This window comes from Deinococcus ficus (genome assembly GCF_003444775.1).
Taxonomy (GTDB): Bacteria; Deinococcota; Deinococci; order Deinococcales; family Deinococcaceae; genus Deinococcus; species Deinococcus ficus.
Window position 1 is genome coordinate 1,580,604 of sequence record NZ_CP021081.1, and the last position, 26,055, is coordinate 1,606,658.

General features: G+C 68.9%; 23 protein-coding genes and 1 tRNA gene. 11 read left to right on the top strand and 13 right to left on the bottom strand.

The window, feature by feature from the left end; translation table 11 throughout:
* Positions 1 to 294: 294 nt before the first annotated feature.
* A complete protein-coding gene (gene metH / locus DFI_RS07755) occupies positions 295 to 3,957 on the top strand; it encodes a methionine synthase (protein WP_244940251.1) in 3,663 nt (1,220 codons plus the stop codon).
* A complete protein-coding gene (locus DFI_RS07760) occupies positions 3,954 to 4,703 on the top strand; it encodes a methylenetetrahydrofolate reductase (RefSeq protein ID WP_027461668.1) in 750 nt (249 codons plus the stop codon). Before metH ends, DFI_RS07760 begins: the two co-directional genes overlap by 4 nt.
* Before the next feature lie 63 nt (positions 4,704 to 4,766).
* Here DFI_RS07760 and DFI_RS07765 read toward each other — a convergent pair whose 3' ends face one another.
* The 12 genes from DFI_RS07765 to DFI_RS07815 form a co-directional block, all read right to left on the bottom strand.
* Positions 4,767 to 6,062, bottom strand: a complete 1,296-nt coding sequence (locus DFI_RS07765) for a DUF4139 domain-containing protein (RefSeq protein ID WP_027461669.1) — start codon at positions 6,060 to 6,062, stop codon at positions 4,767 to 4,769.
* A gap of 120 nt (positions 6,063 to 6,182) precedes the next feature.
* The gene (locus tag DFI_RS07770; RefSeq protein ID WP_022801877.1) at positions 6,183 to 7,199 is read right to left on the bottom strand and encodes an ABC transporter ATP-binding protein; all 1,017 of its coding nucleotides are present in this window, start codon (positions 7,197 to 7,199) and stop codon (positions 6,183 to 6,185) included.
* Between the two features lie 5 nt (positions 7,200 to 7,204).
* On the bottom strand, positions 7,205 to 8,275 hold the full coding sequence (locus DFI_RS07775; protein ID WP_022801876.1) for an ABC transporter ATP-binding protein: 1,071 nt from the start codon (positions 8,273 to 8,275) through the stop codon (positions 7,205 to 7,207).
* 91 nt (positions 8,276 to 8,366) lie between these two features.
* Positions 8,367 to 9,497, bottom strand: coding sequence for an ABC transporter permease (locus DFI_RS07780; protein WP_027461671.1), 1,131 nt, complete (start codon positions 9,495 to 9,497; stop codon positions 8,367 to 8,369).
* 4 nt (positions 9,498 to 9,501) lie between these two features.
* Positions 9,502 to 10,485 carry an ABC transporter permease gene (locus DFI_RS07785; protein WP_027461672.1) on the bottom strand — a complete coding sequence of 328 codons (984 nt, stop codon included), beginning with the start codon at positions 10,483 to 10,485 and terminating at the stop codon, positions 9,502 to 9,504.
* Positions 10,486 to 10,615: 130 nt separating this feature from the next.
* Positions 10,616 to 12,367 (bottom strand): ABC transporter substrate-binding protein, encoded by a 1,752-nt coding sequence (locus DFI_RS07790; RefSeq protein WP_027461673.1) that lies wholly within the window; start codon positions 12,365 to 12,367, stop codon positions 10,616 to 10,618.
* A 379-nt stretch (positions 12,368 to 12,746) separates the two neighbouring features.
* Positions 12,747 to 12,971: a preprotein translocase subunit SecG gene (gene secG, locus DFI_RS07795; RefSeq protein WP_022801872.1), complete on the bottom strand. Its 225-nt coding sequence runs from the start codon at positions 12,969 to 12,971 to the stop codon at positions 12,747 to 12,749.
* 52 nt (positions 12,972 to 13,023) lie between these two features.
* Positions 13,024 to 13,106, bottom strand: a tRNA-Leu gene (locus DFI_RS07800).
* A gap of 58 nt (positions 13,107 to 13,164) precedes the next feature.
* Positions 13,165 to 14,406, bottom strand: coding sequence for a phosphoribosylamine--glycine ligase (gene purD, locus DFI_RS07805; RefSeq protein ID WP_027461674.1), 1,242 nt, complete (start codon positions 14,404 to 14,406; stop codon positions 13,165 to 13,167).
* Positions 14,406 to 15,326: an MBL fold metallo-hydrolase gene (locus DFI_RS07810; protein WP_027461675.1), complete on the bottom strand. Its 921-nt coding sequence runs from the start codon at positions 15,324 to 15,326 to the stop codon at positions 14,406 to 14,408. The genes purD and DFI_RS07810 overlap by 1 nt, the downstream gene beginning before the upstream one ends.
* Positions 15,323 to 15,496 (bottom strand): hypothetical protein, encoded by a 174-nt coding sequence (locus DFI_RS20155; protein ID WP_162899074.1) that lies wholly within the window; start codon positions 15,494 to 15,496, stop codon positions 15,323 to 15,325. The genes DFI_RS07810 and DFI_RS20155 overlap by 4 nt, the downstream gene beginning before the upstream one ends.
* Before the next feature lie 73 nt (positions 15,497 to 15,569).
* Positions 15,570 to 15,917, bottom strand: coding sequence for an RNHCP domain-containing protein (locus DFI_RS07815; RefSeq protein ID WP_027461676.1), 348 nt, complete (start codon positions 15,915 to 15,917; stop codon positions 15,570 to 15,572).
* A 119-nt stretch (positions 15,918 to 16,036) separates the two neighbouring features.
* On the opposite strand from DFI_RS07815, the gene DFI_RS07820 reads away from it, so the two are divergent.
* The 7 genes from DFI_RS07820 to DFI_RS07850 all read left to right on the top strand — a co-directional run bounded on the left by DFI_RS07820 (position 16,037) and on the right by DFI_RS07850 (position 24,644).
* Entirely contained in the window at positions 16,037 to 16,705 is a 669-nt protein-coding gene (locus tag DFI_RS07820) for an MOSC domain-containing protein (RefSeq protein ID WP_027461677.1), read from the top strand.
* A gap of 179 nt (positions 16,706 to 16,884) precedes the next feature.
* On the top strand, positions 16,885 to 17,283 hold the full coding sequence (locus DFI_RS07825; protein ID WP_027461678.1) for a hypothetical protein: 399 nt from the start codon (positions 16,885 to 16,887) through the stop codon (positions 17,281 to 17,283).
* A gap of 110 nt (positions 17,284 to 17,393) precedes the next feature.
* Positions 17,394 to 19,730, top strand: coding sequence for an ATP-dependent DNA helicase RecG (recG, locus tag DFI_RS07830; protein WP_027461679.1), 2,337 nt, complete (start codon positions 17,394 to 17,396; stop codon positions 19,728 to 19,730).
* Positions 19,731 to 19,940: 210 nt separating this feature from the next.
* Complete coding sequence (locus DFI_RS07835) at positions 19,941 to 20,792, top strand: SDR family NAD(P)-dependent oxidoreductase (protein WP_027461680.1); 852 nt, start codon at positions 19,941 to 19,943, stop codon at positions 20,790 to 20,792.
* 41 nt (positions 20,793 to 20,833) lie between these two features.
* Complete coding sequence (locus DFI_RS07840) at positions 20,834 to 22,390, top strand: DUF4127 family protein (RefSeq protein ID WP_027461681.1); 1,557 nt, start codon at positions 20,834 to 20,836, stop codon at positions 22,388 to 22,390.
* A 34-nt stretch (positions 22,391 to 22,424) separates the two neighbouring features.
* Positions 22,425 to 22,766: a hypothetical protein gene (locus tag DFI_RS07845; RefSeq protein ID WP_022801862.1), complete on the top strand. Its 342-nt coding sequence runs from the start codon at positions 22,425 to 22,427 to the stop codon at positions 22,764 to 22,766.
* Between the two features lie 300 nt (positions 22,767 to 23,066).
* On the top strand, positions 23,067 to 24,644 hold the full coding sequence (locus DFI_RS07850; protein ID WP_027461682.1) for an L-glutamate gamma-semialdehyde dehydrogenase: 1,578 nt from the start codon (positions 23,067 to 23,069) through the stop codon (positions 24,642 to 24,644).
* A gap of 1 nt (position 24,645) precedes the next feature.
* Here DFI_RS07850 and DFI_RS07855 read toward each other — a convergent pair whose 3' ends face one another.
* A complete protein-coding gene (locus DFI_RS07855; protein WP_043776678.1) occupies positions 24,646 to 24,996 on the bottom strand; it encodes a DUF4180 domain-containing protein in 351 nt (116 codons plus the stop codon).
* A gap of 64 nt (positions 24,997 to 25,060) precedes the next feature.
* Here DFI_RS07855 and DFI_RS07860 point away from each other — a divergent pair, with 64 nt between their 5' ends.
* Both DFI_RS07860 and DFI_RS07865 read left to right on the top strand, forming a co-directional pair.
* A complete protein-coding gene (locus DFI_RS07860; protein WP_022801859.1) occupies positions 25,061 to 25,561 on the top strand; it encodes a DinB family protein in 501 nt (166 codons plus the stop codon).
* Positions 25,558 to 26,037, top strand: coding sequence for a DinB family protein (locus tag DFI_RS07865; protein WP_051307431.1), 480 nt, complete (start codon positions 25,558 to 25,560; stop codon positions 26,035 to 26,037). The genes DFI_RS07860 and DFI_RS07865 overlap by 4 nt, the downstream gene beginning before the upstream one ends.
* The last annotated feature ends 18 nt before the right edge of the window (positions 26,038 to 26,055 follow it).

Below are 26,055 nucleotides of genomic sequence, written 5' to 3' on the forward strand. Positions count from 1 at the left end.
TGCATTCCATCTGGCCTCCCCTGCCGCTTGTCCGTGCAGGGCACGGTTGCGCCGGGCTGGGGGCGCTATGCTTCGTTCATCGCGCTTCGCGGCGCGGTCATCCAGAGTCGCCCGAGGGGTGTTCCTCCCCGCTGACGGCGCGGCAACCGGCTTTCATTGCGGCACGGTGCTTTCAGGAAAGGTCCCTTGGTGGTGCTGACGATGGCACGAGCGGATACGATGGCCCGGCGGCAGCGCATCTGCGCATAGACACCCGAGGCCGCCCTGTGCGGCTTTTTCTGATGGAGTGCGATGTTGAGCGAGTGGACTGATGACCTGCGGGCCGAGGCGCGCGAACGAATCCTGGTGCTGGACGGGGCGTGGGGCACCATGCTTCAGCGGGCGGGATTGACGGAAGCGGATTTCCGGTGGGACGGCGCGGACCCTCTGCGGATGTACCGGGGCAACTTCGACCTGTTGCAATTGACGCGGCCGGACGTGATCCGGGACATTCACCGCGCTTACTTCGAGGCGGGCGCGGATATCGCCAGCACGAACACCTTCAACAGCACGACGGTTTCCCAGGCGGATTACGGGACGGAGGCGCTGGCGTACGCGATGAACGAGGCGGGCGCGCGGCTGGCCCGGGAGGTCGCGGACGAGTTCGAGGCGCGTGACGGCCGCCGGCGCTGGGTGGCGGGGAGCGTGGGGCCGACGAACCGCACGGCAACCCTGTCGCCGGACGTGGAACGGCCCGAGTTCCGGAACGTGACCTTCGACGGTCTGGTGGAAGCGTACACGGAGGCGGTGCGGGGCCTGATCGCGGGCGGCGCGGACCTGATCCTGCTGGAGACGGTGTTTGACACGTTGAACGCGAAGGCGGCGCTGTTCGCGTGCGAGGAGGCGTTCGCGCAGGCCGGGAAGACGCTGCCGGTGATGCTGTCCGGGACGATCACGGACGCGTCGGGGCGCACGCTGAGCGGGCAGACGCCGGAGGCGTTCGCGGTGAGCACGGAGCACGCCCGGCTGTTCAGCCTGGGGCTGAACTGCGCGCTGGGCGCGGACCTGTTGCGCCCGCACCTGCGGGCCATCGCGGCGAACACGGAGGCGCTGGTGTCGGTGCACCCGAACGCCGGGCTGCCGAACGCGTTCGGGGAGTACGACGAGACGCCGGAGCACACGGCGCGCGTGCTGGCGGAGTTCGCGCGGGAGGGGCTGGTGAACATCGTGGGCGGCTGCTGCGGCACCACGCCGGAGCACATCCGCGCCATTGCCGAGGCCGTGAAGGGCATCGCGCCGCGCACGGCGCCCACCCTGGCACCGTACCTGCGCCTGAGTGGGCTGGAGGCGCTGACGGTCACGCCGGACCTGAACTTCGTGAACGTCGGGGAGCGCACGAACGTGACCGGCAGCCCGAAGTTCGCGAAGGCGATCCTGGCCGGGGACTACGACGCAGGCCTGAAGATCGCGCGCCAGCAGGTCGCCAGCGGCGCGCAGATCGTGGACATCAACTTTGACGAGGGCATGCTGGACGGCGAGGCGGCCATGGTGAAGTTCCTGAACCTGCTGGCCGGCGAGCCGGACATCTCCCGCGTGCCGCTGATGCTGGATTCCAGCAAGTGGGAGATCCTGGAAGCGGGCCTCAAGCGCGTGCAGGGCAAGTGCGTGGTGAACAGCATCTCCCTGAAGGACGGCGAGGAGAAGTTCCTGGAGCGGGCACGGCTGCTGCGGCGGTACGGGGCGGCGGCGGTCGTGATGGCCTTCGACGAGCAGGGGCAGGCGGACAACCTGCCGCGCCGGCAGGAGATCCTGGGCCGCGCCTACCGGCTGCTGCGGGAGGTGGTGGGGTTCCCCGCGCAGGACATCATTTTCGACCCGAACGTGCTGACCGTGGCGACCGGGCTGGAGGAACACGACCGGTACGCGCTGGATTTCATCGAGGCGACCCGCTGGATCAAGGCGGAACTGCCGGGCGCGCTGGTGTCGGGCGGGATCAGCAACGTGTCGTTCAGTTTCCGCGGGAACAACCACGTGCGTGAGGCGATGCACGCGGTGTTCCTGTACCACGCGATCGGCGCGGGCCTGGACATGGGCATCGTGAACGCCGGGATGCTGGCCGTGTACGACGACATCGAGCCGCGGCTGCGCGACGCGGTGGAGGACGTGATCCTGGCGCGCCGGCCGGACGCCACCGAGCGGCTGCTGGCCCTGGCCGAGGATTACCGCGACGTGAAGCGCGAGGCGGCGGCGCAGAGCGCGTGGCGGGAGTGGCCGGTACAGGAGCGGCTGAAGCACGCGCTGGTGCAGGGCGTCACGGACCACGTGGTGGAGGACGCCGAGGAAGCCTACCAGTTGCTGGGGTCGCCGCTGGCGGTGATCGAGGGGCCGCTGATGGACGGCATGAACGTGGTCGGGGACCTGTTCGGCGCCGGGAAGATGTTCCTGCCGCAGGTGGTGAAGTCTGCCCGCGTGATGAAGCGCGCCGTGGCGCACCTCACCCCGTACCTGGAGGCCTCGAAGCAGGAGGCGGGCGGCAAGGGCAGGGTGCTGCTCGCCACCGTGAAGGGCGACGTGCACGACATCGGGAAGAACATCGTGGGTGTGGTGCTGGCCTGCAACGGGTACCAGGTGACGGACCTGGGCGTGATGGTCCCCACCGAGAAGGTGCTGGACGAGGCCGAGCGCATCGGCGCGGACGTGATCGGCCTGAGCGGTCTGATCACCCCCAGCCTGGACGAGATGGTCACGGTGGCCCGCGAGATGACCCGGCGCGGCATGCGGCAGCCGCTGCTGATCGGCGGGGCGACCACCAGCCGCGCGCACACCGCCGTGAAGATCGACCCGGCGTACGACGGCACGGTGGTGCACGTGCTGGACGCCAGCCGCGCCGTGACGACCACCAGTGAGCTGCTGGCCGACGAGGCCGGCTACCGCGAGCGGACCCGCGTGGAGTACGACGCGCTGCGGGAGCGGCACGGCGGGCGGCAGGTGCGCCTGATTCCCGTGGCGGAGGCCCGGGCACGGGCGCCGCGCCTCTCCCCGGCCGTGGCGCGCGCCCCGATGGCCCCCGGCCGGCAGGTGATCGAGCAGCCCATCGCGGAACTGCTGGAGTTCATCGACTGGACGCCCTTTTTCATCGCCTGGGAGATGCGGGGCATCTACCCCACCATCCTCAGCGACCCGCTGCGCGGTGAGGAGGCCCGCAAGCTGTTCGCCGACGCGCAGGCGCTGCTCCGGCGCGTGATCGAGGAGAACCTGCTGAACGCCCGGGGCGTGATCGGGCTGTGGCCCGCAAGGCGGCGCGGGGATGACATCGACGTGTTCACGGACGGGAGCGAGGCGCCCGCGGCGACTCTGCACACCCTGCGGCAGCAGCGGGAGCAGGCGACACCGAACGCGGCCCTGGCGGACTTCGTGGCGCCCCGCGGCGACCATGTGGGGGCGTTCGTGGTCGGCATTCACGGCGCGGAGGAGCTCGCGCGGGCCTTCGAGGCGCAGCACGACGATTACAGCGCGATCCTGGTCAAGGCGGTCGCGGACCGCCTGGCCGAGGCGTTCGCGGAGAAACTGCACCGCGACGTGCGCGTGCGGCACTGGGGGTACGCCCCGGACGAGGCGCTGGGCAACGACGACCTGATCCGCGAGCGGTACGCCGGCATCCGCCCCGCGCCGGGGTATCCCGCGCAGCCGGACCACACCGAAAAGCGCACCATCTTCGGGCTGCTGGACGCCGGTGAGGTCGGGGTGGCCCTCACGGAGTCCTGCGCGATGACGCCGGCCGCGGCGGTGTCCGGGCTGTACTTCGCGCACCCGGAGGCGCGGTACTTCGCGGTGGGCCGGATCGGGCGCGATCAGGTGCAGGACTACGCCGGGCGCAAGGGCTGGACGCTGGAGGAGGCCGAGCGCTGGCTGACGCCCCTGCTGGCCTACGATCCGCTGAAGGAAGCGGGGGCGGCGGCCGTGCCGGTGACCACGTGACGTCGGGCTCGCGCGTCTCGGTGGAACTGGTGCCTCGCTCGCGTTCCGGGCTGCGGCGGGAGATCGCGCAGGTGGCCGAGCACCTGCCCAGCGTGGACACCATCAACGTGCCGGAGTTCCTGCGGTACAGCACGCGCTCCTGGGAGGGCGCGGCGTTCGCCCGGCCGCGCTTCCGGGGCATTCCGCACGTGCGGGCCATCGACCTGAACCCGCGCGAGCCCCTGCCGATGTGCGGGCCGCTGGTGGCGCACGGCATGGACGAGCTGCTGGTCGTGTCCGGTGACCCGCCGGCCGACATGAGTCACCGCGTGTACAACGTGGACGCCGAGCAGGCGATCCGCCGCGTGGCGCGCGAGCTGCCGCATGTGAGGGTGTACGCGGGTCTGGACCCGTACCGGCAGTCGTTCGCGCGGGAACGGGACTACCTGGAGCGCAAGCTGGAGGCCGGCGCGGTGGGGTTTTTCAGCCAGCCGTTCTTCGACCTGCGCCTGATGGACGCCTACGCGGACCTGATCCCGGACGGCGTGGAGATGTGGTGGGGCGCCACGTCCGTGCTGTCGGAGGGGTCCTACACCTACTGGGAGTCCCGGAACCACGCGGTGTTTCCGCGAGCGTTCCGGCCGACGCTGGAGTGGAACCGGCAGTTCGCGGCGGACCTGTTGCAGTTCGCGCGGGACCGGGGCCACCATGCGTATTTCATGCCGATCAAGACGGACGTGGTGGAGTATCTGGGCGGCATCCTCTAGCGCCCATGGCATGGAAGGCGGGCGGCGAACCTCACGATTCGCCGCCCGCACTGCTGCCCTCACTCAGGAGTTGTCGATCACCACGGTGAAGCTGCGGCTGACCTTGCCGTTCGCGGGCACGTCCACCTTCACGGTGGCGAGGGCCTGGTTCTGGGTGGCCTTGCCGGTGTCGATGGTCACGAGGCGCCCGCCGACGCGTTCGGTGATTTCGGCGCGGACCTGACGGGTCTTGCTGCTTTCCAGGGTGTACGTGACCTTGTAGGTGGTCTTCGTGACGTTGCCCTTGGCGTCCTTGGTCTGCGTGACGGTCTGCACGGCGCGGGTGTAGGCGACGTCCGGGTCGTCCCCGAGCGTGAATTCCACCTCGCCGCCCTTGCGGGTCTCGCCGATGTTCGTCTGACCCACGATGCGGTTGTCCTCGCGGACGGTGATCGGGCCGGCCGGGAGGCGGTCGTCGGCCTTGAAGCGGTAGAAGCGGTTCAGGGTGCCTTCCTGCGTGCCGGTGCTGAAGTAGGTGTTCAGGCCCACGTACCGCTCGAAGCTGGTGAGTTTCGGCGTCAGGAAGGGCAGGGTCACGACGCTGTTGGCGGGCAGCGTGAAGGGCGTGGTCAGGGCGTAGCGGTACAGGCCGCGCAGGTCCCCGGCGTTCTCGATCTTGGGGGCGGCGTCTGCGGCGCGGCCGTACGCGGATTCGGCGGTCACGGCGGCCATGGGCATGGGGGGCGGGTAGCCTCCGCCCTGGACGTTCACGTCGCCGGCGTACAGTTCGGTGTTCTTCACGTCGTACGGCAGGTCGGTGCCGTTGCGGACGTCCGCCAGGGCGCTCAGCTGCGCGCCGGCGTCGCTGGCCTTCAGGGTGTAGCGGGGCTGCCAGGTGACGCTGCGGGTCAGGTAGCTCAGGGTGCCGGTGCCCGGCGCCTTAAGGTTGAAGGTCAGGGTCTGCGAGGGGCTGAGGGGGTTGCTGGGGGGCAGCACGTCGAACTGCAGCTGCTCGTAGCGCACGCTGAAGTAGCGGCCGCTCGAGTCCTTCACGAGCAGGTCCTTGGCGCGCACCAGGGTCACGGGCTCGACCTTGCCGTCCTCCCCGCGCAGGAACACCGTCTTGCCTTCCAGGGTGCTCAGCCAGTTCGCCTCCAGTTTCTGGATGGCGCTGTTGAAGGCCAGACCTTCCAGGTCGAGGCTGCCGCCGATCACACCCGCCCAGGCTTCCTGGGGCAGGGCCACGGTCAGGGTGTTGCCGGTGCTGCTGACCGCCTCGCGCACCTCGGTGAAGCTGGGGTAAATGCGCAGGTCGGTGGCCAGGGCGGCGCTGCTGGAGAGGATGGTCAGGGCGAGCAGGCGGGCAGCGGAGGGTGTCATGGCCTCAGCTTGCGCGCGCCTGGCTGATGGAGTGTGAGAAAGGTCTGATTCTCGTGGGCGGGCTCGTCAGCTGGCGAACAGAAAAGAGCCCCGCCGGAGCGGGGCCCTGAAGTGACGCGCTTACAGGATGTCGTCGCGGATGCAGGCCTTGAAGTGGTCCGGGCCGACCTCACGCAGTTCCGGCACGATGTTCGCGCAGTCAGGAATCGCGTACCGGCAGCGGGTGCGGAACACGCAGCCGCTGGGCGGGTTGATCGGGCTGGGCACGTCCCCCTCCAGGATGATGCGCTGGCGCTTCACGCTGGGGTCCGGCACCGGCGCGGCGGACAGCAGCGCCTCGGTGTAGGGGTGCTTGGGGTTGCGGTTCAGTTCGCGGCTGGGGGCGATCTCCATGATGCGCCCGCAGTACATAACGATCATGCGGTCGCAGATGTACTCCACGACGTGCAGGTCGTGCGCAATGAACAGCACGGTCAGGCCAAGCTCCTCCTGGAGGTCCTGGATCAGGTTCACGACCTGCGCCTGGATGGAGACGTCCAGCGCGGAGACGGGCTCGTCCGCCACGATGAAGCTGGGGTCCACGGCGAGCGCGCGGGCGATCCCGATGCGCTGACGCTGACCGCCGCTGAACTCGTGCGGGTAGCGGCCCATGTGCTCGGGGCGCAGGCCCACCCGCGCGAGCAGTTCGGCGATGCGGTCGATGCGGTCCTTGCCGGGGTGCAGGTTGTGGATCTGCATGGCCTCGCCGATGATGTCCGAGACGGTCATGCGGGGGTTCAGGCTGGCGAAGGGGTCCTGGAAGATGATCTGCATCTCCCGGCGGTAGTCGCGCATCTGCGCCTTGGACAGCTTGGTGATGTCCGTGCCGTTGAAGATGACCTGCCCGCCGGTCGGTTCGATCAGGCGAAGGATGGCGCGCCCGGCGGTGGTCTTGCCGGAGCCGGACTCGCCGACCAGACCGACCACTTCGCCGCGGCCGACCTTGAAGCTGATGTCGTTGACGGCCTTGACGTTGCCGACCACGCGGGACATCAGGCCGCCGCGGATGGGGAAGAACTTCTCGAGGTGCTGCACGTCCAGCAGGGTCTCGCCGGTGGCGGCGATGCCGCTGCGGTCGCGGGCGACGGTGGGACTCATGACGGTCATACGCCCACCTCTGCGTTGGTGCGGGTCGCCTGGGGCGTCTGGGCTTCGGTGAATTCACGCCAGCGGATGCAGCGGGACATGTGGCCGCCGCCCATGTCTTCCAGGGCAGGCACGGCGTCGTTGCAGGCGGCGATGGCGAACTTGCAGCGCGGCTCGAAAGCGCAGCCGGGCGGCAGGCTCAGCGGGTTGGGCACGTTCCCGGGAATGGCTTCCAGGCGCGGCTTGGGCTGCCCGGGAATGTGCTCGTAGTCGCCGGGCTTGGGGATGCTGTTGATCAGGCCCATCGTGTAGGGGTGACGGGGGTTCTTGAAGATGGTCATCACGTCGGCCTCTTCGACCACGCGCCCGCCGTACATCACGACCACGCGGTCGGCCATCTCGGCCACGACGCCCAGGTTGTGCGTGATGAACAGAATGCTCATCCCGATGTCCTTCTGCAGCTTGCGCATCAGGTCCAGAATCTGCGCCTGGATGGTCACGTCAAGGGCCGTGGTGGGCTCGTCGGCGATCAGCAGGGCGGGGTTGCAGGAGAGCGCCATAGCGATCATGACGCGCTGGCGCATCCCGCCGGACATCTGGTGCGGGTACTCGTGCACGCGCTTTTCGGGCGCGGGAATCCCCACGAAGCGCAGCATGTCAGTGGCGACCTGCATGGCTTCCTTGCGGTTCTTGCCCTGGTGGAGCATGACCGCCTCGGCGATCTGGTCGCCGACCGTGTACACGGGGTTGAGGCTGGTCATGGGTTCCTGGAAGATCATGCTGATCTCGTTCCCGCGAATCTGGCGCATCTCCGCTTCGCTGAGGTTCACGATGTCGCGGGTCTTGCCGTCAGGGCCGGTGAACAGGATCTCCCCGCCGGCGATCTGGCCGGGCGGCATGGGAATCAGGCGCATGATGCTCAGGCTGGTGACGCTCTTGCCGGAGCCGGATTCGCCCACGACGGCGAGCGTCTCACCTTTGTTGATGCTGAAGGTCACGCCGTCGACGCTCTTCACGACGCCGTCATCGGTGTGGAAGTAGGTTTTCAGGCCGTTCACGGCCAGCATTTTTTCGCCCTGATGGGTCATGGTCTTCCCCTGTGGTGCATGAACATCATGATACAACTCCCCGTTGCTGGGGCGGCGTGGCCGGCGACAACGCCGGCCGGGGTTTGAGAGGTCACCGGCGTTTACGCGGGTCGAAGGCGTCACGCAGGCCGTCGCCAAGCAGCTGCCAGCACATCACCGTGAACACGATGCAGAAGCCGGGGATCAGCACCCAGGGCCGGTCAGTAAAGCTGGAGAAGCCCCCTTCCTGCGCCTGCGTGAGCAGGCTGCCCCAAGAAACGTACGGTTCGACCGCGCCGATGCCCAGGAAGGACAGGCCGGCCTCGGTGAGCATGGTGCCGGGGATCACCAGGCTCATGCTGGCGATCACGAAGGTCATCATGCTGGGCAGCATGTGGCGGACCATGATGCGGTTGTCGCTGGCACCCAGGCCCTTGGCGGCCGAGACGTAGTCCTGCTCCTTGACGCTGAGCAGCTGGCCGCGTGTGGCGCGCGCAATCCCGCCCCACCCGACGAATGCGAGCAGCATTAGCACCACGTACAGCGCGAAGATCGGGTTGATGTCCTGCGGGAAGATGGAGCGCAGCAGGATCAGCAGGAACAGGCCCGGAATGGCGGCGAGCACCTCGATGAGGCGCATGATCAGCACGTCCACGGTGCCGCCGAAGTAGGCGGCCATGGCGCCCATGGCCAGACCGAGGGCGAAGGTCAGCAGGGTGGCGCCCAGGCCGATGGTCAGGCTGATCTGGGACGCGTACATGATGCGGGTGAAGAGGTCGCGACCCATGGCCTCGCCGCCCACCAGGTAAACCTTGCACTCGGGGTTGCCGGTGCCGAACAGGTGAATGTTGGCCGGGATGATGCCCAGAAGTTTGTACGAGTCGCCGCGCACGCCGAAGTACACCGGGCACTTGGTGGTGGACGCCTTGTATTCGTTCTTGAAGGTTTCCATGCTGAGTTCCTGCGTGTACTGGTACACGAAGGGGCGGCCGAACTGCCCGGTCGCCGGGTCACGGAAGTGAATCGGGGTGGGCGGGTGGAACTTGGTGATATTGGTGCTGGAGTAGCTGGACAGCCCGTCGGGCGCAATGAACGGTGCGAACAGGGACAGAGTGTAGATGATGATCAGGCTGATGCCGCCGAAGCGGGCCAGCCCGTTCTTCTTCAGCTGCTTCCAGGCGACGCTGAGCTGGGATTCGCCCTTGTAGGCGCGTTTCGGGGTGGTGGGGACGGTGGTGGTCATGAAATCACGCTGCCTTCACGCGCGGATCGACGACGGCGGTCAGCAAGTCGGCCAGGATGTTGCCAACAACCAGCAGGACGGTGGTGATGACCGTGAAACCGGCGATCAGGTACAGGTCGGAGGCGGTCAGGGCGTCCAGGAGCATGGGCGTGATGCCGGGGTAGGCGAACACCACCTCGATGAACCCCGCACCGCTGATCAGGGCGGGGAGTTCACCGCCGAGGCCGGCCACGATGGGCAGGATGGCGTTACGGACGGTGTGTTTCCAGATCGCGGAGCGTTCGGAGACGCCCTTGGCGCGGGCCGTGCGCACGTAATCCGAGTGGAGCACGTCCAGCGTCAGCGCACGCAGGATGCGGGAGAAGCCGGCGGTGGAGTGAATGGCGACCAGGGAGGCCGGGATTAGCAGGTGCTTGAGCACGTCCCAGAATTTCTCCAGAGGGCCCATTTCGGAAAAGCCGTTGCTGGTCATCCCGCCGATCGGCAGGGTGATGCCGGTCTTGAACTGGAGCTGCACCAGGAAGTAGATGGCGATCAGAGCCAGGAAGAAGTTGGGGAAGCCGAGCAGGAAGTACATGACGACGTTGACGCTCTTGTCCCACAGGGTGTTCTGCTTCACGGCCCCGTACACGCCGATCGGAATGGCGATCAGGTAGTACAGGATCTGCAGCAGGATCACCAGGTACATGGAGTTCAGCACGCGCGGCCAGATGATCTGCATGACGGGCTGCTGGTAGGAGAAGGACAGGCCCAGGTCGCCCCGGAACAGCATGTTCTTCATCCACAGCAGGTACTGCTCGACCGGGTGCTTGTCCAGGCCGAAGTTACGGGCCAGATTGTCGAGCTGCTGCTGGGTGATGCCGGGGTTGAGCTTCGCCGGGGTGAGGAAGTCACCGGGCGCGAGCGAGATGATGAAAAAGATAAGAACACTGGACAGCAGCAGGGTCGGAATGGCCTGCACCAGTCGTCTGATGATGAAGATAAGCACCTTCGTTCTCCTCGGAGCTTGGGGGCGGGAGAGGGCTGAACGCCGTGAGGTTCAGCAGAAACTCCCAGAACTCAGAATGTGGGGACGGCCCGCTTGTGCGAACCGCCCCCACACGGCTGAACCTGAGCGGTTACTTGACGAAGGTCAGGTCCGTGTCACGGGACAGGTAGTAGGAGTCCATCAGGCTGCGGGGGTACTCGCCACCGAGGCGCTCGTTGAAGGTCACGTGGTAGGTGCCGCCCACCAGGTAGATGACGGCCTGGTTCTCGGCTTCGGCCTTGAGGAGCTGCTCGCCGACCTTACGGCGGGCGGCCAGGTCCAGGGTCGCGTCACCTTGGTAGTACAGCTTGCTCATCAGCTGTTCCTTACTGGTCAGGCACTTGCCGTCGGTGGGGTTGTTCCAGCTGTGCAGGTTGGTGCCACAGGGGACCACGTTCACGCCGAAGGGCCAGGTGTTGCCGCCGTTGGCGAGGCCCAGCAGGATGGCGTCGAAGGGACGGTTGTCGCCCTTGGCGGTCAGCTGGCCGACCAGGGTGTTGAAGTCGATGGGGGTGAAGTTGACCTTCACGCCGACCTTCTTCGCTTCGTCGGCGAAGATGCGGCCGAGCTGCTCGCGGGTGTTGTTGCCGGCGTTCGTGCTGAGGTTGAATTCCAGCACCTTGCCGCTCTTGTCGACGAGCCAGCCCTGGGCGTTCTTCTTCGTGAAGCCCATCTGCGCGAGCAGTTTGGTGGCGGCGGCCAGGTCGTACTTGTACTTGGGCGCGCTGTCGAAGATGTAGTTCTTGAACACGGGGTAGACGCTGTAGTACGTCTCGACGCCCAGGCCACCGAGGGCCAGCTGCACCATCGCCTGACGGTTGGCGATGTGGCTCATGGCCTGACGGAAGCGCACGTCACGGAAGAGCTTCTGCTTGAAGGGATCGCCGGCCTTGTTCCAGTTGAAGGTGATCCACTGGCTGCTGGCGGCGGGGCTCACGTTGGGGATCAGGGTGGCCTTCAGGTTGCCGCCGTCGATGGCCTTCTTGATCTGCGCCAGGTCGTCGGCGTTGCGGGGCCCGAAGGTGTCGATCTGGCCGGCGAGGTACGCGGCGAGCTGGGCGTTGATGTCCTTCACGATGCGGTAGGAGTAGCGGGCCAGGTAGGGCACGGCGTTGCCGGCGCTGTCCTTGTTCCACTCGCCGTAGCGGGGGTTGGCGCGCAGCACGGCGCGTTCACCGGCCTGGTAGCTTTCCAGGACCCAGGCACCGGGGGACACGATCTGGCTGGGGTTGGTGGACAGGGACCACAGGGCCTTCACGGCCGCCGCGCCGCCCTTGCGGTATGCGTCGCCGAAGATGTGGTCGGGCCAGGGGGTGTAGCTCATGATGCCGTAGGCGCTGGCGCTGACGTTGGGGAAGTCGAACTGCAGGGTGTACTTGTCGATCTTCTTGACGGTGATGGGCTTGTCGGACAGGAAGAAACTGTCGTAGCTGTTGCTGCCGACCTTGTCATCGGTGTGGATCTTGGCGGTGGTGACCCAGTCGTCGGCGGTGATTTCCTGGCCGTCGCTGAACTTCATACCCTGGCGGATCTTGACCACGAAGCGCTTGTTGTTGTTGCTGATGACGGGCATCGATTCAGCCATCTTGGGCAGGTAGCTGTCGTTGCGGGGGTCCTGCGTGAACAGGCTGGCACCCAGCGCCATGGTGTTGGGGATGCTGGTGGATTCCGCGCTGGTGAAGGGGTTGAAGGTCTTGAAGTCGGAGATGGTGGCGTTGCGGTATTCACCACCACGCTTGTTGGCGGTGTTGGGCTCGGCGGTCCAGGCCGCGGGGTACACGAACGGCGCGGCGAGGGAGGTGGAGGCCGCGAGGGCCGCAACGAGGAAGAGGGCTTTTTTCATCATTTGACTCCTTAGCAGAGGGTACGACCAGAGCCGTGGCGCCCGGAAGCGCGAGGCAGAGGCCGATCAATCTGAGTTTCCAGCGCGGTTACTATATGGAGACCATGTAGGCGGGTCAAGTGATTGCTTCACGATCCTCTGAGAAATTTGTGGTAGTTCCACAGGGCTCAGGGACGCTGCGGGCGTCCGAATACAAAGTTACACGTGGGCATTTCCTCCAACGAGGAAGTCGTGATTCCGCTCCAAAATCAACATGCTGGACGTCAGAGCAGCTGATTAACAGTCATACAACGGCTTGAAACGTAAAAAGGACCGCGGGGCATTGATCCCCCTGCGGTCCAGTTCCTGAAAGCTGTGTCTGCCCAGAGGCAGAGGCCATTCAGCGCGAGATGAAGCTGATCAGAAGCGCGAGCAGCATGAACAGGGCGCCCAGCACGCTCGTGACGCGCACCAGCCCGCCTTCCACGCCCCGGCCGCCCAGCAGCGATCCGCCGGAGGCCATGCTGGCCGAGAGGCCGGCCTGCTTGGGAACCTGAAGCAGCACGAAGAACACGAGGGCGAGGCAGATCAGCGCGAACAGCGCCAGGAACAGGTTCAGAATCATGGTGGACCTCGGTGGTGAAGAAGGGCGCGCTGCGCCCGGAACATGAGCAATCTGGTGCCGGTGAGGGGACTCGAACCCCTACGGTTTCCCGCTCGATTTTGAGTCGAGTGCGTCTACCAATTCCGCCACACCGGCGCGGACCGGGGGGAATGCTAGCGCGGCTGTCCCCCGGGGTCAACGAAGCCTGGGGCGTTCAGGCTGGGGAGAGACCGATGCGGAAGCCGATGTCGCGGCGCAGTTGGCCGCCGGGGAAACTGACGCGGTCCGCGTGGGCGTAGGCGAGGCGCAGTGCATCGGGGAGCGTGGGGGCGGTGGCGGTCACGGCCAGGACGCGGCCGCCACTGGATTCCAGGCCAGCGTCCCCCTGTCGGGTGCCGGCGTGAAATATCCGGATGTTGTCCTCGGCAGCGGGGAGGGCCAGCGGGACGCCCTTCTGGGGTTTGCCTGGGTAGCCGGGCGCGGCGAGGATGATGACGGCGCTGGCATCCTGGGAGAACTGCACGTCGGCAGGATCCAGTTGGCCCTGGGCGCAGGCGAGGGCGTGGGCGGCAAGGTCGGAGGTGATCAGGGGCAGCACGGCCTCGGCTTCCGGGTCACCGAAGCGGGCGTTGAATTCCACGACCTTCGGGCCGGTCGGGGTGAGCATGAGGCCGGCGTACAGCACGCCCCGGAACGGCAGGCCCTCGGCGCGCATGCCGGCCAGCGTGGGGTCGATGATCCGCTCACGGATGACCTGTAGCTCGGCGTCCGGGACCGGGAAAGGGCAGATGACGCCCATGCCGCCGGTCATGGGGCCTGTGTCGCCCTCGAAGATGGTCTTGTGGTCCTGGCTGGGCGGGGTGAGGGCGTAGCGTTCCCCGTCGGTCAGGGCGAGCACGGTGACCTCCTGGCCGGTCATGAAGTCTTCCAGAACGGCCTGGGCGTCGGGGGCGCTGAAGATGTCACGCAGGGCCGCCTCGGCCTGGGCGTGGTCGTGGGCGATGGTGACGCCCTTCCCGGCGCGCAGGCCGGCGTCCTTGACCACGATGGGCAGGGCGCGGCCGGGCAGGTCGGCGAGGGCCGCGTCCAGCGTGTCGTACGCGCGGTGCTCGGCGGTGGGGATGCCGTGGCGGGTCATGAAGGCCTTGCTCCAGGCCTTGTCGCCTTCCAGGCGGCTGGCGTCCTGGGTGGGCCCGAAGGCGGGAATGTCGAGGGCGGTGCAGGCGTCCACCACACCGGCCGCGAGGTACGCTTCCGGGCCGACGATCACGAGATCCGCGGCTTCCGCCTGCGCGAGCGCGGCGAGGGAAGGGGCGTCCTGCGCGGAGGCGAGGACGCGGGCCTGCTGCGCGATGCCGGGGTTGCCGGGCGTGCACAGGACGTCGTGTCCGGCGCGGGCGCAGGCGTCCACGATGGCGTGCTCACGGCCGCCGCCGCCGATGACGAGGACGCGCATCAGCGGTCCCCCCCGGTGGGGGCGGCGCGCGTTTCGCGGCGCGTCCAGTAGCGCATGAGGCCCTGCACGCTCATCCAGGGGGGGCAGGCGAACTCAAAGCGGGCGGGCAGGTCCGCGCCCTCCCCTTCCAGCTGCGCGAGCAGGCGCTCGGTGAACTCTGCGGTGATGCGGCTGGCGTCCTGGCCCTTCTCGCGGCCGGCCTGCACGAACTCGGCGTCGTCGGCCATGGTGGTCAGCAGCCCTTCCCAGTGCGCGGGGTCATTGGGGTAGGACCCGAAGTGCGCGAGGTGCAGGGTACGGGCGTCCAGGCGGCGCAGCCGCTCCACACTGTCCCGCCACGCTTCCAGATCGATGTCAGGTGGAGGGGTGGGGGCGCGGGGCGTCTGGGTCGGGGCGAGGCGGACGCCGCCCACGTCGCCCAGGAACAGCTCATCCCCGGCGGCGTAGGCGACGTGGTGCACGGCGTGGCCGGGGGTGTACAGCGCGCGGACCTCGGTGGACCCGAGCTTCAGGGTGCGCTCCCCTTCCAGCACCGTCAGGCGGTCGGGGTCGATGCGCTGGAGTTCGCCCCACAGGCGGTCCATCTGGTCGCCGTAGATCTGCGTGGCGCTGGCGACCAGCCGGTCCGGACGGCTGAGGTGCGGCGCGCCGCGCTCGTGCACGTATGCGCGGGCGGCCGGGACGCGCGCGAGCACCGTGCCGGCCGCGCCGGCGTGATCGAAGTGAATATGGGTGAGCAGGAGGTGACGCACGTCCCTGAGGCCAGCGCCCAGGTCGCGCAGGCCGGCTTCCAGGGCCTCCAGCGTGCTGGTGGGGCCGGTGTCCACCAGGGCGAGGCCGTCGCCGGTGTCGAAGGCGTACGAGGCGATCACGCCGGGCGTGTCCTGAAAGTGCAGGTCGATGAGGTGGACGGGGTTCATGCGCGCCCCGTCAGCCGCGCGGCGATCAGGACGAGGGCGGCGGCGTACTGCACGGCGGCGATGCCGCGCAGCAGCTGCACGTTCGAGGCGGTGCGCAGCGGGCCGTACGTGAGGTACAGGACCGCGGAGGCGCTCAGGAGGATGAAGGCAACCAGCAACCACAGCAACATGCGCGCAGGATAGCAACGCCTCTCACACTGTTCGGGGCGGCTGGTCAGAGGGGCGGCCCGGACCGGGTGGGTGTTACGGCTGGCCGGAGCGGCGGCTGAGGGCGACCAGGGCGTCCCAGTCGTCGGGCTGGTCCGGGTCGTCCAGCGCGGCACGGTTGCGACCCTCGAACCCGCATTTCGAGCAGCGGTGCAGGATCATCCAGCCTTTCTTGCCGCTCTGGTCCAGGCCCACCGGCACCATCACGCCGTGGCACGTGCAGGCTCGGTCGCCGGGCTGGATATCCACGTGCAGGCTGTGCAGGCACACCGGGCAGTGGTTGCGCACGCTGCCGTTGCGCAGCGGCCGCACCTCCGCCCCGCAGTGCGCGCAGGTGAAGGCATTGTTGGTGCCCTGCACGGTAAAGCGCCGGCCACCGGTCACGGGCGCCTCCAGCGGTCAGGGGGGGCAGGAAGGGCGTGAGGGGTGAAGCGGCAGATCACACCCCTATTTCAGCACGGGCGAGCCCGGAGGCCGCCGGGGCAAGCTGCTAGCCTGAACGCATGACCGCACAGCCCAAGGTGATCAGTGTGAACGTCGGGCAGCCCACCGCCCTGCAGGTCGGAAATCACACGGTCGTGACCGGCATCAACAAGCACGCCGTACCGGGCCGGGTGCGCGTGAGCGTGCAGGGCCTGGAAGGTGACCACGTCATGAACCGCAAGTACCACGGAGGCCCGGACCAGGCGGTGTACGTGTACACCCGCGAGGACTACGACTACTGGACGGAGCTGTTCGGCGCGGCCGAGGAGCCCGGCACGCTGGGCGAGAACCTCCTGCTGGGCGGGCTGGAATCCGCGCGGATGCGGGTCGGGGACCGGCTGGAAATCAGCGGTCCGGGTGGGCAGGAGGGCGTGCTGCTGGAGGTGACGGCGCCGCGCATTCCGTGCGGAACGCTGGGCGCGCAGATGGAGGATGCCGGGTTCGTGAAGCGGTTCGTGAAGGCCCGCCGGCCCGGCTTCTACGCCCGGGTGCTGCGCGAGGGGCAGGTGGGCCGCGGGGATCTGGTGACGTTCCTGCCGGTGGACGGGGAGGCGCCCAGTATCGGGGAACTGTTCGACCTGCACTTCGACAAGACGCCCGATCCGGAGCAGGTACGCGCGGCGCTTCAGGCGCCGCTGGCCGAACGGTTCCGGAAGGAGCTGGAAGGCATGCTGGTTCAGCAGAGCTGAAGGCATGAGTGTGAGGGCCGCCCTGCGAGTGGGCGGCCTTAGTTGATTACTGAGGTGACGGCGTAGCCGTACAGAGGCTTGACGGACCTATCTCCTTACCGTACGGTAGGTCAGGATGTTGACCGATCGGTCAGGGATCTCCTGACTGCCTCCTCCCCCCATTTAAGGAGCTGTTACCCATGGACGAAATCATGATCAAACCCGCCCTTCACTCCGCTGTCGGCGGCCTCACCCTGCTGACCGCGCTGATCGCCACCGCACTCAACTGGACGGCACTCAGGAAGGGTTCGCCCGGGCAGGGCGCCTCGCACGCCTCCCTGATCCTGCTGCAACTGCTGCTGCTCGCTCAGGCGGCAGTGGGCATCAAGCTCCTCGACCAGGGCATGGGCGTGATTCAGAAGTACGTGCACTACCTGGGCGGTCTGGGCGCCCTGGCGCTGCTACTCCTGCCCGCCTGGCTGCCGGCGCGCCTGCGCCGCCCGGCCCTGCCCGCCTGGACAGCCACCGCCAGCCTGCTGTTCATCGTGATGACCTTCTTCATCGGGCAGCTGTACGTGCGCGGTTTGCAGAACGGCTGAACCCGAACCGTCCAAGCAAGTGGGAAATGCTGTGCTGAAGCGGGATGACCGGCAGCTCTGTGATGGCCGGCGACCCGGACCGGGGCCGGGCTGTTACGCTGTGAACAGAGATGGCGACGGTCGCGGAACTTCAGGAGAAACTCAGGCGACCGCTGGCCGCGGAACTGGCCGCCGGCTGCACCGACCGCGTCGTGGCGGGCGGCGTGGAGAAACTGCTGGCCTCCCCGCTGGGCAACCCCTTCCCCAAGGTGCGGGAGGCACTGGCCGGGTACGCCGGGCTGGACCCGGCTGCGCGGGAAGCGGCCCTGACCCAGGCGCTGGAGCTCCTTTCCGGGCGGACGCGGGCCGCCCCGGCGCGAGCAGCCGTGCGCAAAGCGCCCCCGCCGGCCGAGCCGGGCACGCGACTGGCGGTGGACGCCCCGGTGGACCGCCTGGACGCCGGGCCGGGCGGCGCCCGCAAGTTGCAGAGCCTGGGCCTGCATCAGCTGCGGGACGTGCTGCACGCCTACCCGCACCGCCATGAGGACCGCCGGGCCCTGCCGGACCTGAGCGAGGTGGAAGAAGGCCAGAAGGTCACTGTGGAGGGCCGCGTGGTGAGCAAGCACCGCCGCACCCCGCGGCCCGGCATGCTGATCCTGGAAGTCGTGCTGGAAACGCCATCCGGCGGGCGGGTGAAGGCCACGTGGTTCAACCAGCCATGGGTGGAAAAGCAGCTGCGGGAGGGCGCGCGGCTGGTCCTGACGGGCCGGGCGAAGAAGTTCGGCCGCAGCGTGCAGCTGGGCGTAGAGCACCTGGAAACCGTGGAGGCAGCGCAGGAGAGCCTCAGCACCGGGCGGATCGTGGGCGTGTACGACAGCAAGGAGGGCATCTCGCAGGAGTTCCTGCGCCGCGCGGCGTACCGGGCCCTGCAGGCCGCTCCGCTGGACGATTACCTGCCCGCTCACTGGCGGCGGCAGTACGAGGTGACGGACCTGGGGGACGCGCTGTGGGGCATTCACTTCCCGGCGGACGAGACGCACCTGTCCCGCGCCGACAAGCGTCTGCGCTTCGACGAGTACCTGTTCCTGGAACTGCGGATGCTGCTGCAGGGGGAGGACGCCGTGTTGCAGGGCAAGCGCTTCGAGGCGCGCGGGGAGGACATCCACCGCTTCGAGCAGGCGCTGCCCTTCCGGTTCACGAACGCGCAGCGGCGGGTGCTGCTGGAGATCACGGACGACATGCGCAGCGACCGGCAGATGGCGCGGCTGGTGCAGGGCGACGTGGGGAGCGGCAAGACGGCCGTGGCCGCCTGCGCGCTGTACCTGGCGGTGCGGGACGGCTACCAGGGCGCCTTGATGGCCCCCACGGAGATTCTGGCGCGGCAGCATTTCACGAACCTCGTGAATTACCTGGGGCCGCTGGACGTGCGGGTGGGCCTGCTGATCGGCGCGATGACCCCGAAAGCGAAACTGGAGATGCAGACCCGCATCGCGCAGGGCGAGGTGGACGTGGTGGTGGGCACACAGGCCCTGATTCAGGAGAACGTGCAGTTCGATCACCTGGGCCTGGCGGTGGTGGACGAGGAGCACCGCTTCGGCGTGCAGCAGCGCCGCAAGCTGCTGCAAAGCCGCCCGGACGTGCTGGTCATGTCGGCCACGCCGATTCCGCGCAGCCTGGCCCTGACCGCGTACGGGGACCTGGAACTGAGCATCATCGACGAGCTGCCGCCGGGGCGCACGCCCATCGAGACGAAACTGATTCAGGACACGCACCGCACGCAGGCGTACGGGTTCGTGATGAGGCAGATCCGGGAGGGCCGGCAGGCGTTCGTGGTGACCAGCCTGATCGAGGAGAGCGACACGCTGGAACTGCTGGCCGCCACGCAGCTGGCCGACGACCTGCGCGTGATCCTGCCGGAGGCGCGCATTGACCTGTTGCACGGGAAGATGTCGGCCGCGGAGAAGGACCACGTGATGGAGCGCTTCCGCGCGAGGGAGTTCGACGTGCTGGTGTCCACGACCGTGATCGAGGTGGGCGTGGACGTGCCGAACGCGACGGTGATGGTGATCGAGAACGCCGAGCGCTTCGGGCTGGCGCAGCTGCACCAGCTGCGGGGCCGGGTGGGGCGCGGCAGCGCGCAGAGTTACTGCGTGCTGATTGCCGGGGAGCACACGCAGAAGACCCGCAAGCGCCTGAAGATCATCGAGGGGTCCACGGACGGGTTCGTGATCGCGGAAGCGGACCTGAAGCTGCGCGGGCCGGGCGAGCTGCGCGGCACGCGACAGAGCGGGATTCCGGACCTGCGGCTGGCGGATCTGGCGAACGACGCAGAGATCATCGAGCGGGCGCGCGAGCTGGCCAAGCACATCCTGGCGCACGACCCGAAGCTGGAGCATCCGCGCCTGCAGTACCTGCGCAGCGAGTTGCAGAGCCGCAGTCAGAGCGTGGCGTTCCGCGAGGTGATCTGACCCGTCCAGTCCAACTGGACGACATGATGGGCTTCGGGACGCGGCCGGGACAATGTGACGAAACGGTGACACACCACCCGCTAAACTCCCGTCATCAGCGCCAAAAATTCAAAGCGGACCGGGTGAAGTCCGTGAGCGCCGCAGGTGGCTGGACACGAGTGCGTTCAGCCACTTTCCCTTGGCCTGCGCCCGGCACGTAAGCTGGGGCGCATGAACGCAGCGAGCACGCCCCACGGGGACCTGGCCGGCCGGACCATCCTGGTCACCGGCGCCACCAACGGCATCGGGCTGATCACCGCGCGCGAACTGGCCGGCCGGGGCGCGCGGGTGGTGATCGTGGGCCGCAACGCAGAGAAGACCGCAGACGTGGCCCGCCGCGTGAACGCCACCGGCACCGTCATCGCGGACCTGTCCGAGCTCACGCAGGTGCGCCGCGCCGCGCAGGAGTACCGCGAGCGCTTCGGGGCGCTGGACGTGCTGGTGAACAACGCCGGCGCCTACTACGCCACCCGGGCGGAAACCGGGGAGGGCCGGGAACGCACCTGGGCGCTGAACCACCTCTCCCCCGCCCTGCTCACCCGGGAACTGCTGCCCCTGCTGCGTCAGGCGCGGGACCCGCGGGTGGTGATGGTGGCGTCCGAGGCGCACCGCATGGGCCGCATTCACTTTGGGGACCCGGAGCTGCGGCGCCGCTACGCCGCGCGCGGCTGGGCGGCGTACGGGCAGAGCAAGCTGGCGAACGTGCTGTACGCGCGGGAACTGGCCCGCCGGGCGCCCTGGCTGCAGGCGAACAGCCTGCACCCGGGCATGGTCGCCACGGGCTTCGCGCACAACAACGGCGGGCTGGTCGCGCGGCTGTACCGCATCGTGGACCGCTTCGCGATCACGCCGGAGGAGGGCGCGCTCACCACGCTGCACCTCGCGGCGGGAGACGTGCGCGTGAGCGGCCGGTACTTCAGCGAGGAGCGCGAGGTGACGCCCGCCCCGCAGGCGCAGGACGACGGCGCCGCGCTGCGCCTGTGGGAGCTGACCGAGCGTACCCTGGACGCCGCACTGTCCTGAACGCGCACTGACGGGCAGGGCCGTGGCTTAGCCTGTCAGGCATGCCCGACGTCCCCGCCCGGCCCGCGCCCCGCGTTCTCCTGATTCCGCCCGACACGCGGCCGCCCACCCTGGACCTGCCGGTGAGCCTGGGGCGCATGACCGGCGCGGAGATGAGCGTGCCGCCGCGGGAGGCCCTGCCGGACTTCTTCACGCCGGGCGACCCGGCCGTCCTGCGGGACTGGCTGCTGGACCGGGCGGCGCAGGCGGACGCGCTGGTGGTGTGCCTGGAAACGCTGTGCCTGGGCGGGATGATTCCGGCCCGCCGGGTGTCCGACCCGCTGGACGTAGCGCTGGCGCGGCTGCGGATGCTGGAGGAGGTGCACGCGCGGCACCCCGGACTGCGCATCTACGCGTTCGGGGTGGTGGTCCGGGTGGCGCACGACAACGATCCGCATGAGGAGAAGCCCTACTACGGCGAGTGGGGCACGGCGCTGCGGGCCTACAGCACCGCCTTCGATCGGCAGGCCCGGCACGGCGCGGCGGAACAGGAGGCGCTGGACGCCGCCCGCGCCGCAGTGCCCGCCGAGATCCTGGCGGACTGGGTGGGCACCCGGGAACGCAACCGGGCGCTGCACCTGGAGGCGCTGGACCTGCTGCACCGCGGCGTGCTCACGCACCTGTGCGTGACGCTGGACGACACCAGCGAGTACGGCCTGGCCGCCTACGACCGCCGGCTGCTGGAGGCCCGGGCGGATGAGCTGGGCGTGTGGGACCGCTTCGACACGTACCCCGGCGCGGACGAGGTTCCCTGCGCGCTGCTGACCCGCGCGCTGCGCCAGGGTCTGCCCCCGGCGAGGGCGTGGGTGCGGTACAGCGGCACGCTGGGCGAGGCCGCCGGCATGATCTACGAGGACCGGCCCGCCGGGGAGCTCGTGCGGGCGCACCTGCGCGCCGCCGGGTGCGTGCCGGCCGAGACGCCGGCCGAGGCGGACTTCATTCTGGCCGTGAACACCCCGGGGCGGCGGCAGGCGAACGTGCAGCCGGACCTCGCGACGGTGGACACCCCGGACCGGCACCTGCCGGCGTTCGTGGACGCGGTGCTGGACGACCTGAGGCGCGGCCGGGCGGTCAGCGTGGCGGACATCGCCTACCCGAACGGCGCGGAGCGGCGGCTGTGGGCGCTGCTGGACCGGGTGGCGCTGGCGGACCTCGCGGGTTTCAGCGCGTGGAACACGGCCGGGAACACGCTGGGCAGTGCCGTGGCGTTCGGGGCGCTGGCAGGGCTGGTGCAGGACCGCGCGGAGCAGGTGGGGGCGGTGTTCGCGCGGGTGGTGGACGACGTGCTGTACCAGTCGTTCGTGCGCCGCGAGGTGCGGGATGCGTTGGTGAACCCCAGTCCCTTCGACCTGGGTGAGCAGCGCGGGACGGCCGAGGCCCTCCTGGCAGCCCAGCTGTCGCCGCGGGCGGCCGATGTCTGGGAACGGCACTTCGCGCGCACCGGGCTGACTCTGGAGTGGGGCACGCCGCACCTCGCGTGGCCGCGCCTGTTCACCGGCGTGTTCCCGCTGGGTGTCTCGCTGGCCGGGCCGGCTGCCGCGGCTCCGCCGAAAGGCTGACGCCGCCCTGAGGCGCGCGTGGCAGGCTGGGGGCATGAATCCACGCACCCAGCTGCCTGCCGCGAGCGCCCTGGCTGTCCTGATGGTCGGTGCGTGGTCATACGTGCTGCTCGCGCCCGTCAGTGGGGTGCGGGTCGCCAACCATACCGGGGACATCCTGAGGAACGTGCAGGTGTGCGTGCAGGGCGGCGCCTGCCTGAACCGCGCGCGCCTGCTGCCGCACGAGTCCTGGCGGGTGCCCACGCCCGGCGAGCGCACCTGCGTGGAGGTCCGGGTCCCCGGCGAGGGCGCGCGCCAGGCCTGCGTGAACGCCGAAGACCGGCCCGGGGTGCGGCTGGTCGTCACCCGGCAGTCAGGCATCCAGACGCAGGAATAGCGAGGGCGAGCCTCCACCGTAGAACGGGCGGGAGGCTGTTCAGTTTGAATGGGTGGGCGTCATGGCTGCCCCCGGTATCGGCCCAGGGCGAACCCCGCCAGCCGGTGCCACCAGCAGCCTGGCCCCACCTTGCATTCGAAAAGCGGGCGGTGCCATTCCAGACCCGGGCGGCGCGGAGCGGTGGACGATTTTAAGCGTGCGACAGGGCGTTTCATGGCTCTGCGGGCGGCGTGTTAGCGTGCGGACGTAGAGACAATCCGTGACTGCCGGGAGACGCTGGCGGTCCGCAGGAGGCACAGCATGACCGGAACGCTGATGGAGGGTTTCCTCCGCTTTGAGCACGAGCCCTACCACAACTTCCAGGACCCCGCCACCGCGCAGGCGCAGGAAAAGGCCTTCCGCAGCGTGCGCGAGCAGTACGTGGGCCGCACCTTCCCCATGATCATCGCCGGGCGCGAGGCCACGGGCGAGAAGATGCACGACGTGCACAACCCCGCCGACACCCGCGAGGTCGTGTGGCGCTTCCCGAACGCCACGCACGCCCAGCGTGAGGAGGCCATCGCCGCCGCGAAGGCCGCGTTCGAGGACTGGCGGTTCAGTGACCCCTTCCAGCGCGCCACCATCTTCAAGCGCGCGGCGGAGCTGCTGCGGGCGCGCCGGTTCGAGTTCAACGCCGTGATGACCCTGGAAAACGGCAAGAACTGGTCCGAGGCCGACGGGGAGGTCGCCGAGAGCGTGGACCACTTCGAGGTGTTCGCGCGCGAGGCGATGCGCTGGGCGCAGGGCAAGGCCGTGTACCCCATGCCCGACGAGCACGTCACCACCGTGTACGAGCCGCTGGGCGTGGTGGCCTGCATCAACCCCTGGAACTTCCCCAGCGCGATTCCGCTCGGGATGGCCCTGGGTGCTATCGCGGCCGGGAACACCGTGATCTGGAAGCCGGCCAGCGACACCCCGCTCTCCAGTTACCTGATGGTGGAACTGCTGTTCCAGGCGGGCCTGCCGCGCGGCGTGATCCAGTTCGTGACCGGCGACCACGACGTGCTCGGCGACGACCTCGTGGACCACAAGGACATCCGCATGATCGCCTTCACCGGCAGCAAGAACATCGGCTGCCGCATCTACGAGCGGGCCAGCAAGGTCCACCCTGGGCAGCGCTGGCTCAAGCGCGTGATCGCGGAGATGGGCGGCAAGGACCCCATGGTGATCTGCGCGGACGCCGACCTGGACGAGGCCGCGGCCGGGATTGTGGCCGCCGCGTTCGGGTACGCCGGGCAGAAGTGCAGTGCGTGCAGCCGCGTGATCGCCGAGGACAGCGTGTACGACGCGCTGCTGGAGAAGGTCGTGGAGCGCGCCAAGCGCCTCAAGGTGGGGCTCCCCGAGGACAACGCGGACCTGGGCCCGGTCATTCACGAGCGCGCCGCGCGGAACATCCTGCGCTACATCGAGGGCGGCAAGAAGACCGCGAAACTCGTGCTGGGCGGTGACCAGCCGGACATGGGCGACCGCCGCGGCGGGTACGTGAACCCCACCATCTTCAGCGAGGTGGAGCCCAACGATCCGCTGTTTCAGGAGGAGATCTTCGGGCCGGTGCTGGCCTTCTCCCGCGCGCGCGACTGGCGCCACGCGATCGAACTGGCGAACGACAGCGAGTACGGCCTGACCGCCAGCTTCTACAGCCGCGACCCGCACAAGATCACCGAGGCCAGGAAGCTCATGCACTTCGGGAACCTGTACATCAACCGCAAGTGCACCGGGGCGCTGTCCGGCACGCACGCCTTTGGCGGGTACGGCATGAGCGGCACGAACGCCAAGGTCGGCGGCCCGGACTACCTGTTCTGGTTCATGCAGACCAAGACCATCGCCCAGCGGTACTGAGTCACCGGGCGGACGCCAGCCACGCGCGGGCGTCCGCCTCGTCTGGCAGGATCCGCACGTGGGGGTGCCGGGCGTGCTCGCGGGCCAGTTCCGTGAAGCGCCCGCCGTGCGCGGCCGGGACCGGCACGACCAGGGCGGTGGGCAGACGGTGATTCACCAGCGTCTGGAACAGTTCCCCGAGCAGCCCGGTGCGCAGGTCCAGGAAGGTGGGCGACAGGTCCGCCTCGTGCAGCAGCAGGGCGTCCAGGCCGTACGCGGCGCCGATCAGGTCGCGGATGTCCCCGGCCGCACGCAGCTGGAGACCGAGGTCCCGGGCAGACCGGAGGATCGGGGAGGCGGGATCACTCGTCATGCCCGCCAGCCTACCGTCCCCGCCTGCGGCCCTGAGAAGCGGAACTTCTGGGAGACTGAACCCCATGACTGAACCGGACCGAAACGAACGCGCGCAGCTGGCCTTTGCCCGGCTGCTGCCGAAACTCTTCCGTGGCGGGCAGGCCTTCGTGGGCGTGGAAGCGGCCCTGAGCGGCCTGGACGCCACGCAGGCGGTCACGCGCCCCGCCGGCCTGCCGCACAGCGTGGCGGAACTGGTCGCGCACGTGAACTGGTGGAACCGCTGGATGCTGGACATCATCGAGATGGGCGCCGCGCAGCCCTACCCGAAGTCGGCCGCGGACACCTGGCCGGCCGTGGCGGAAGGCGAGTGGCCGCGCGTGAAGAACGAGTTCTACGAGCTGCTGGCCCGCATCGACCCGCATGCCGCCCGGCCGGACCTGGCGAACCCCGTGAACCACGAGGAGACCATCGGGGAGCTGCTGGCCGACATGGCGCTGCACACCGCGCACCATTTCGGGCAGGTGGTCACGGTCCGGCAGGCGCTGGGCGCGTGGCCCCCTCCCGGGGGTGGTGACACGTGGTGAGCGGAACGCTGGGCGACACCTTCGGCAAGGCGGTCGGGAACCTGTATCAAGGGGGCGCCGCGAACGTCACCTGGGAGCGGGCGCTGGAGGACCTGAGCGCCGCCGATGCGGCGCGCGTGCCGGCCACTCTGCCGCACTCGGTGGCGCAGGTGATCGGGCACGTGCAGTTCTGGCAGGCGTACCTGCTGGCGGTGATCGCCGGTGAGAACCCCGCCGCGCCCGAGCACGCGGCCGGCGGCTGGCCGGACCCCGGCGACTGGGAGACGCTGAAGGCCGACTTCCTGCGGGACGCCGCCCGCCTGCGCGACCTCGCGCGGGACGAGGCGTTCGTGCAGACCCCGGACCGCCAGGGCCGGCCGTACGGTGTGGCCCTGACGAACTTCGCGGCACACGGCGTGTACCACCTGGGGCAGGTCGTGACCCTGCGTCAGGCCCTGGGCCTGTGGCCGCCGCCCAGCGGCGGGGACACCTGGTAAGCCGCCCCCCTTTCCCTC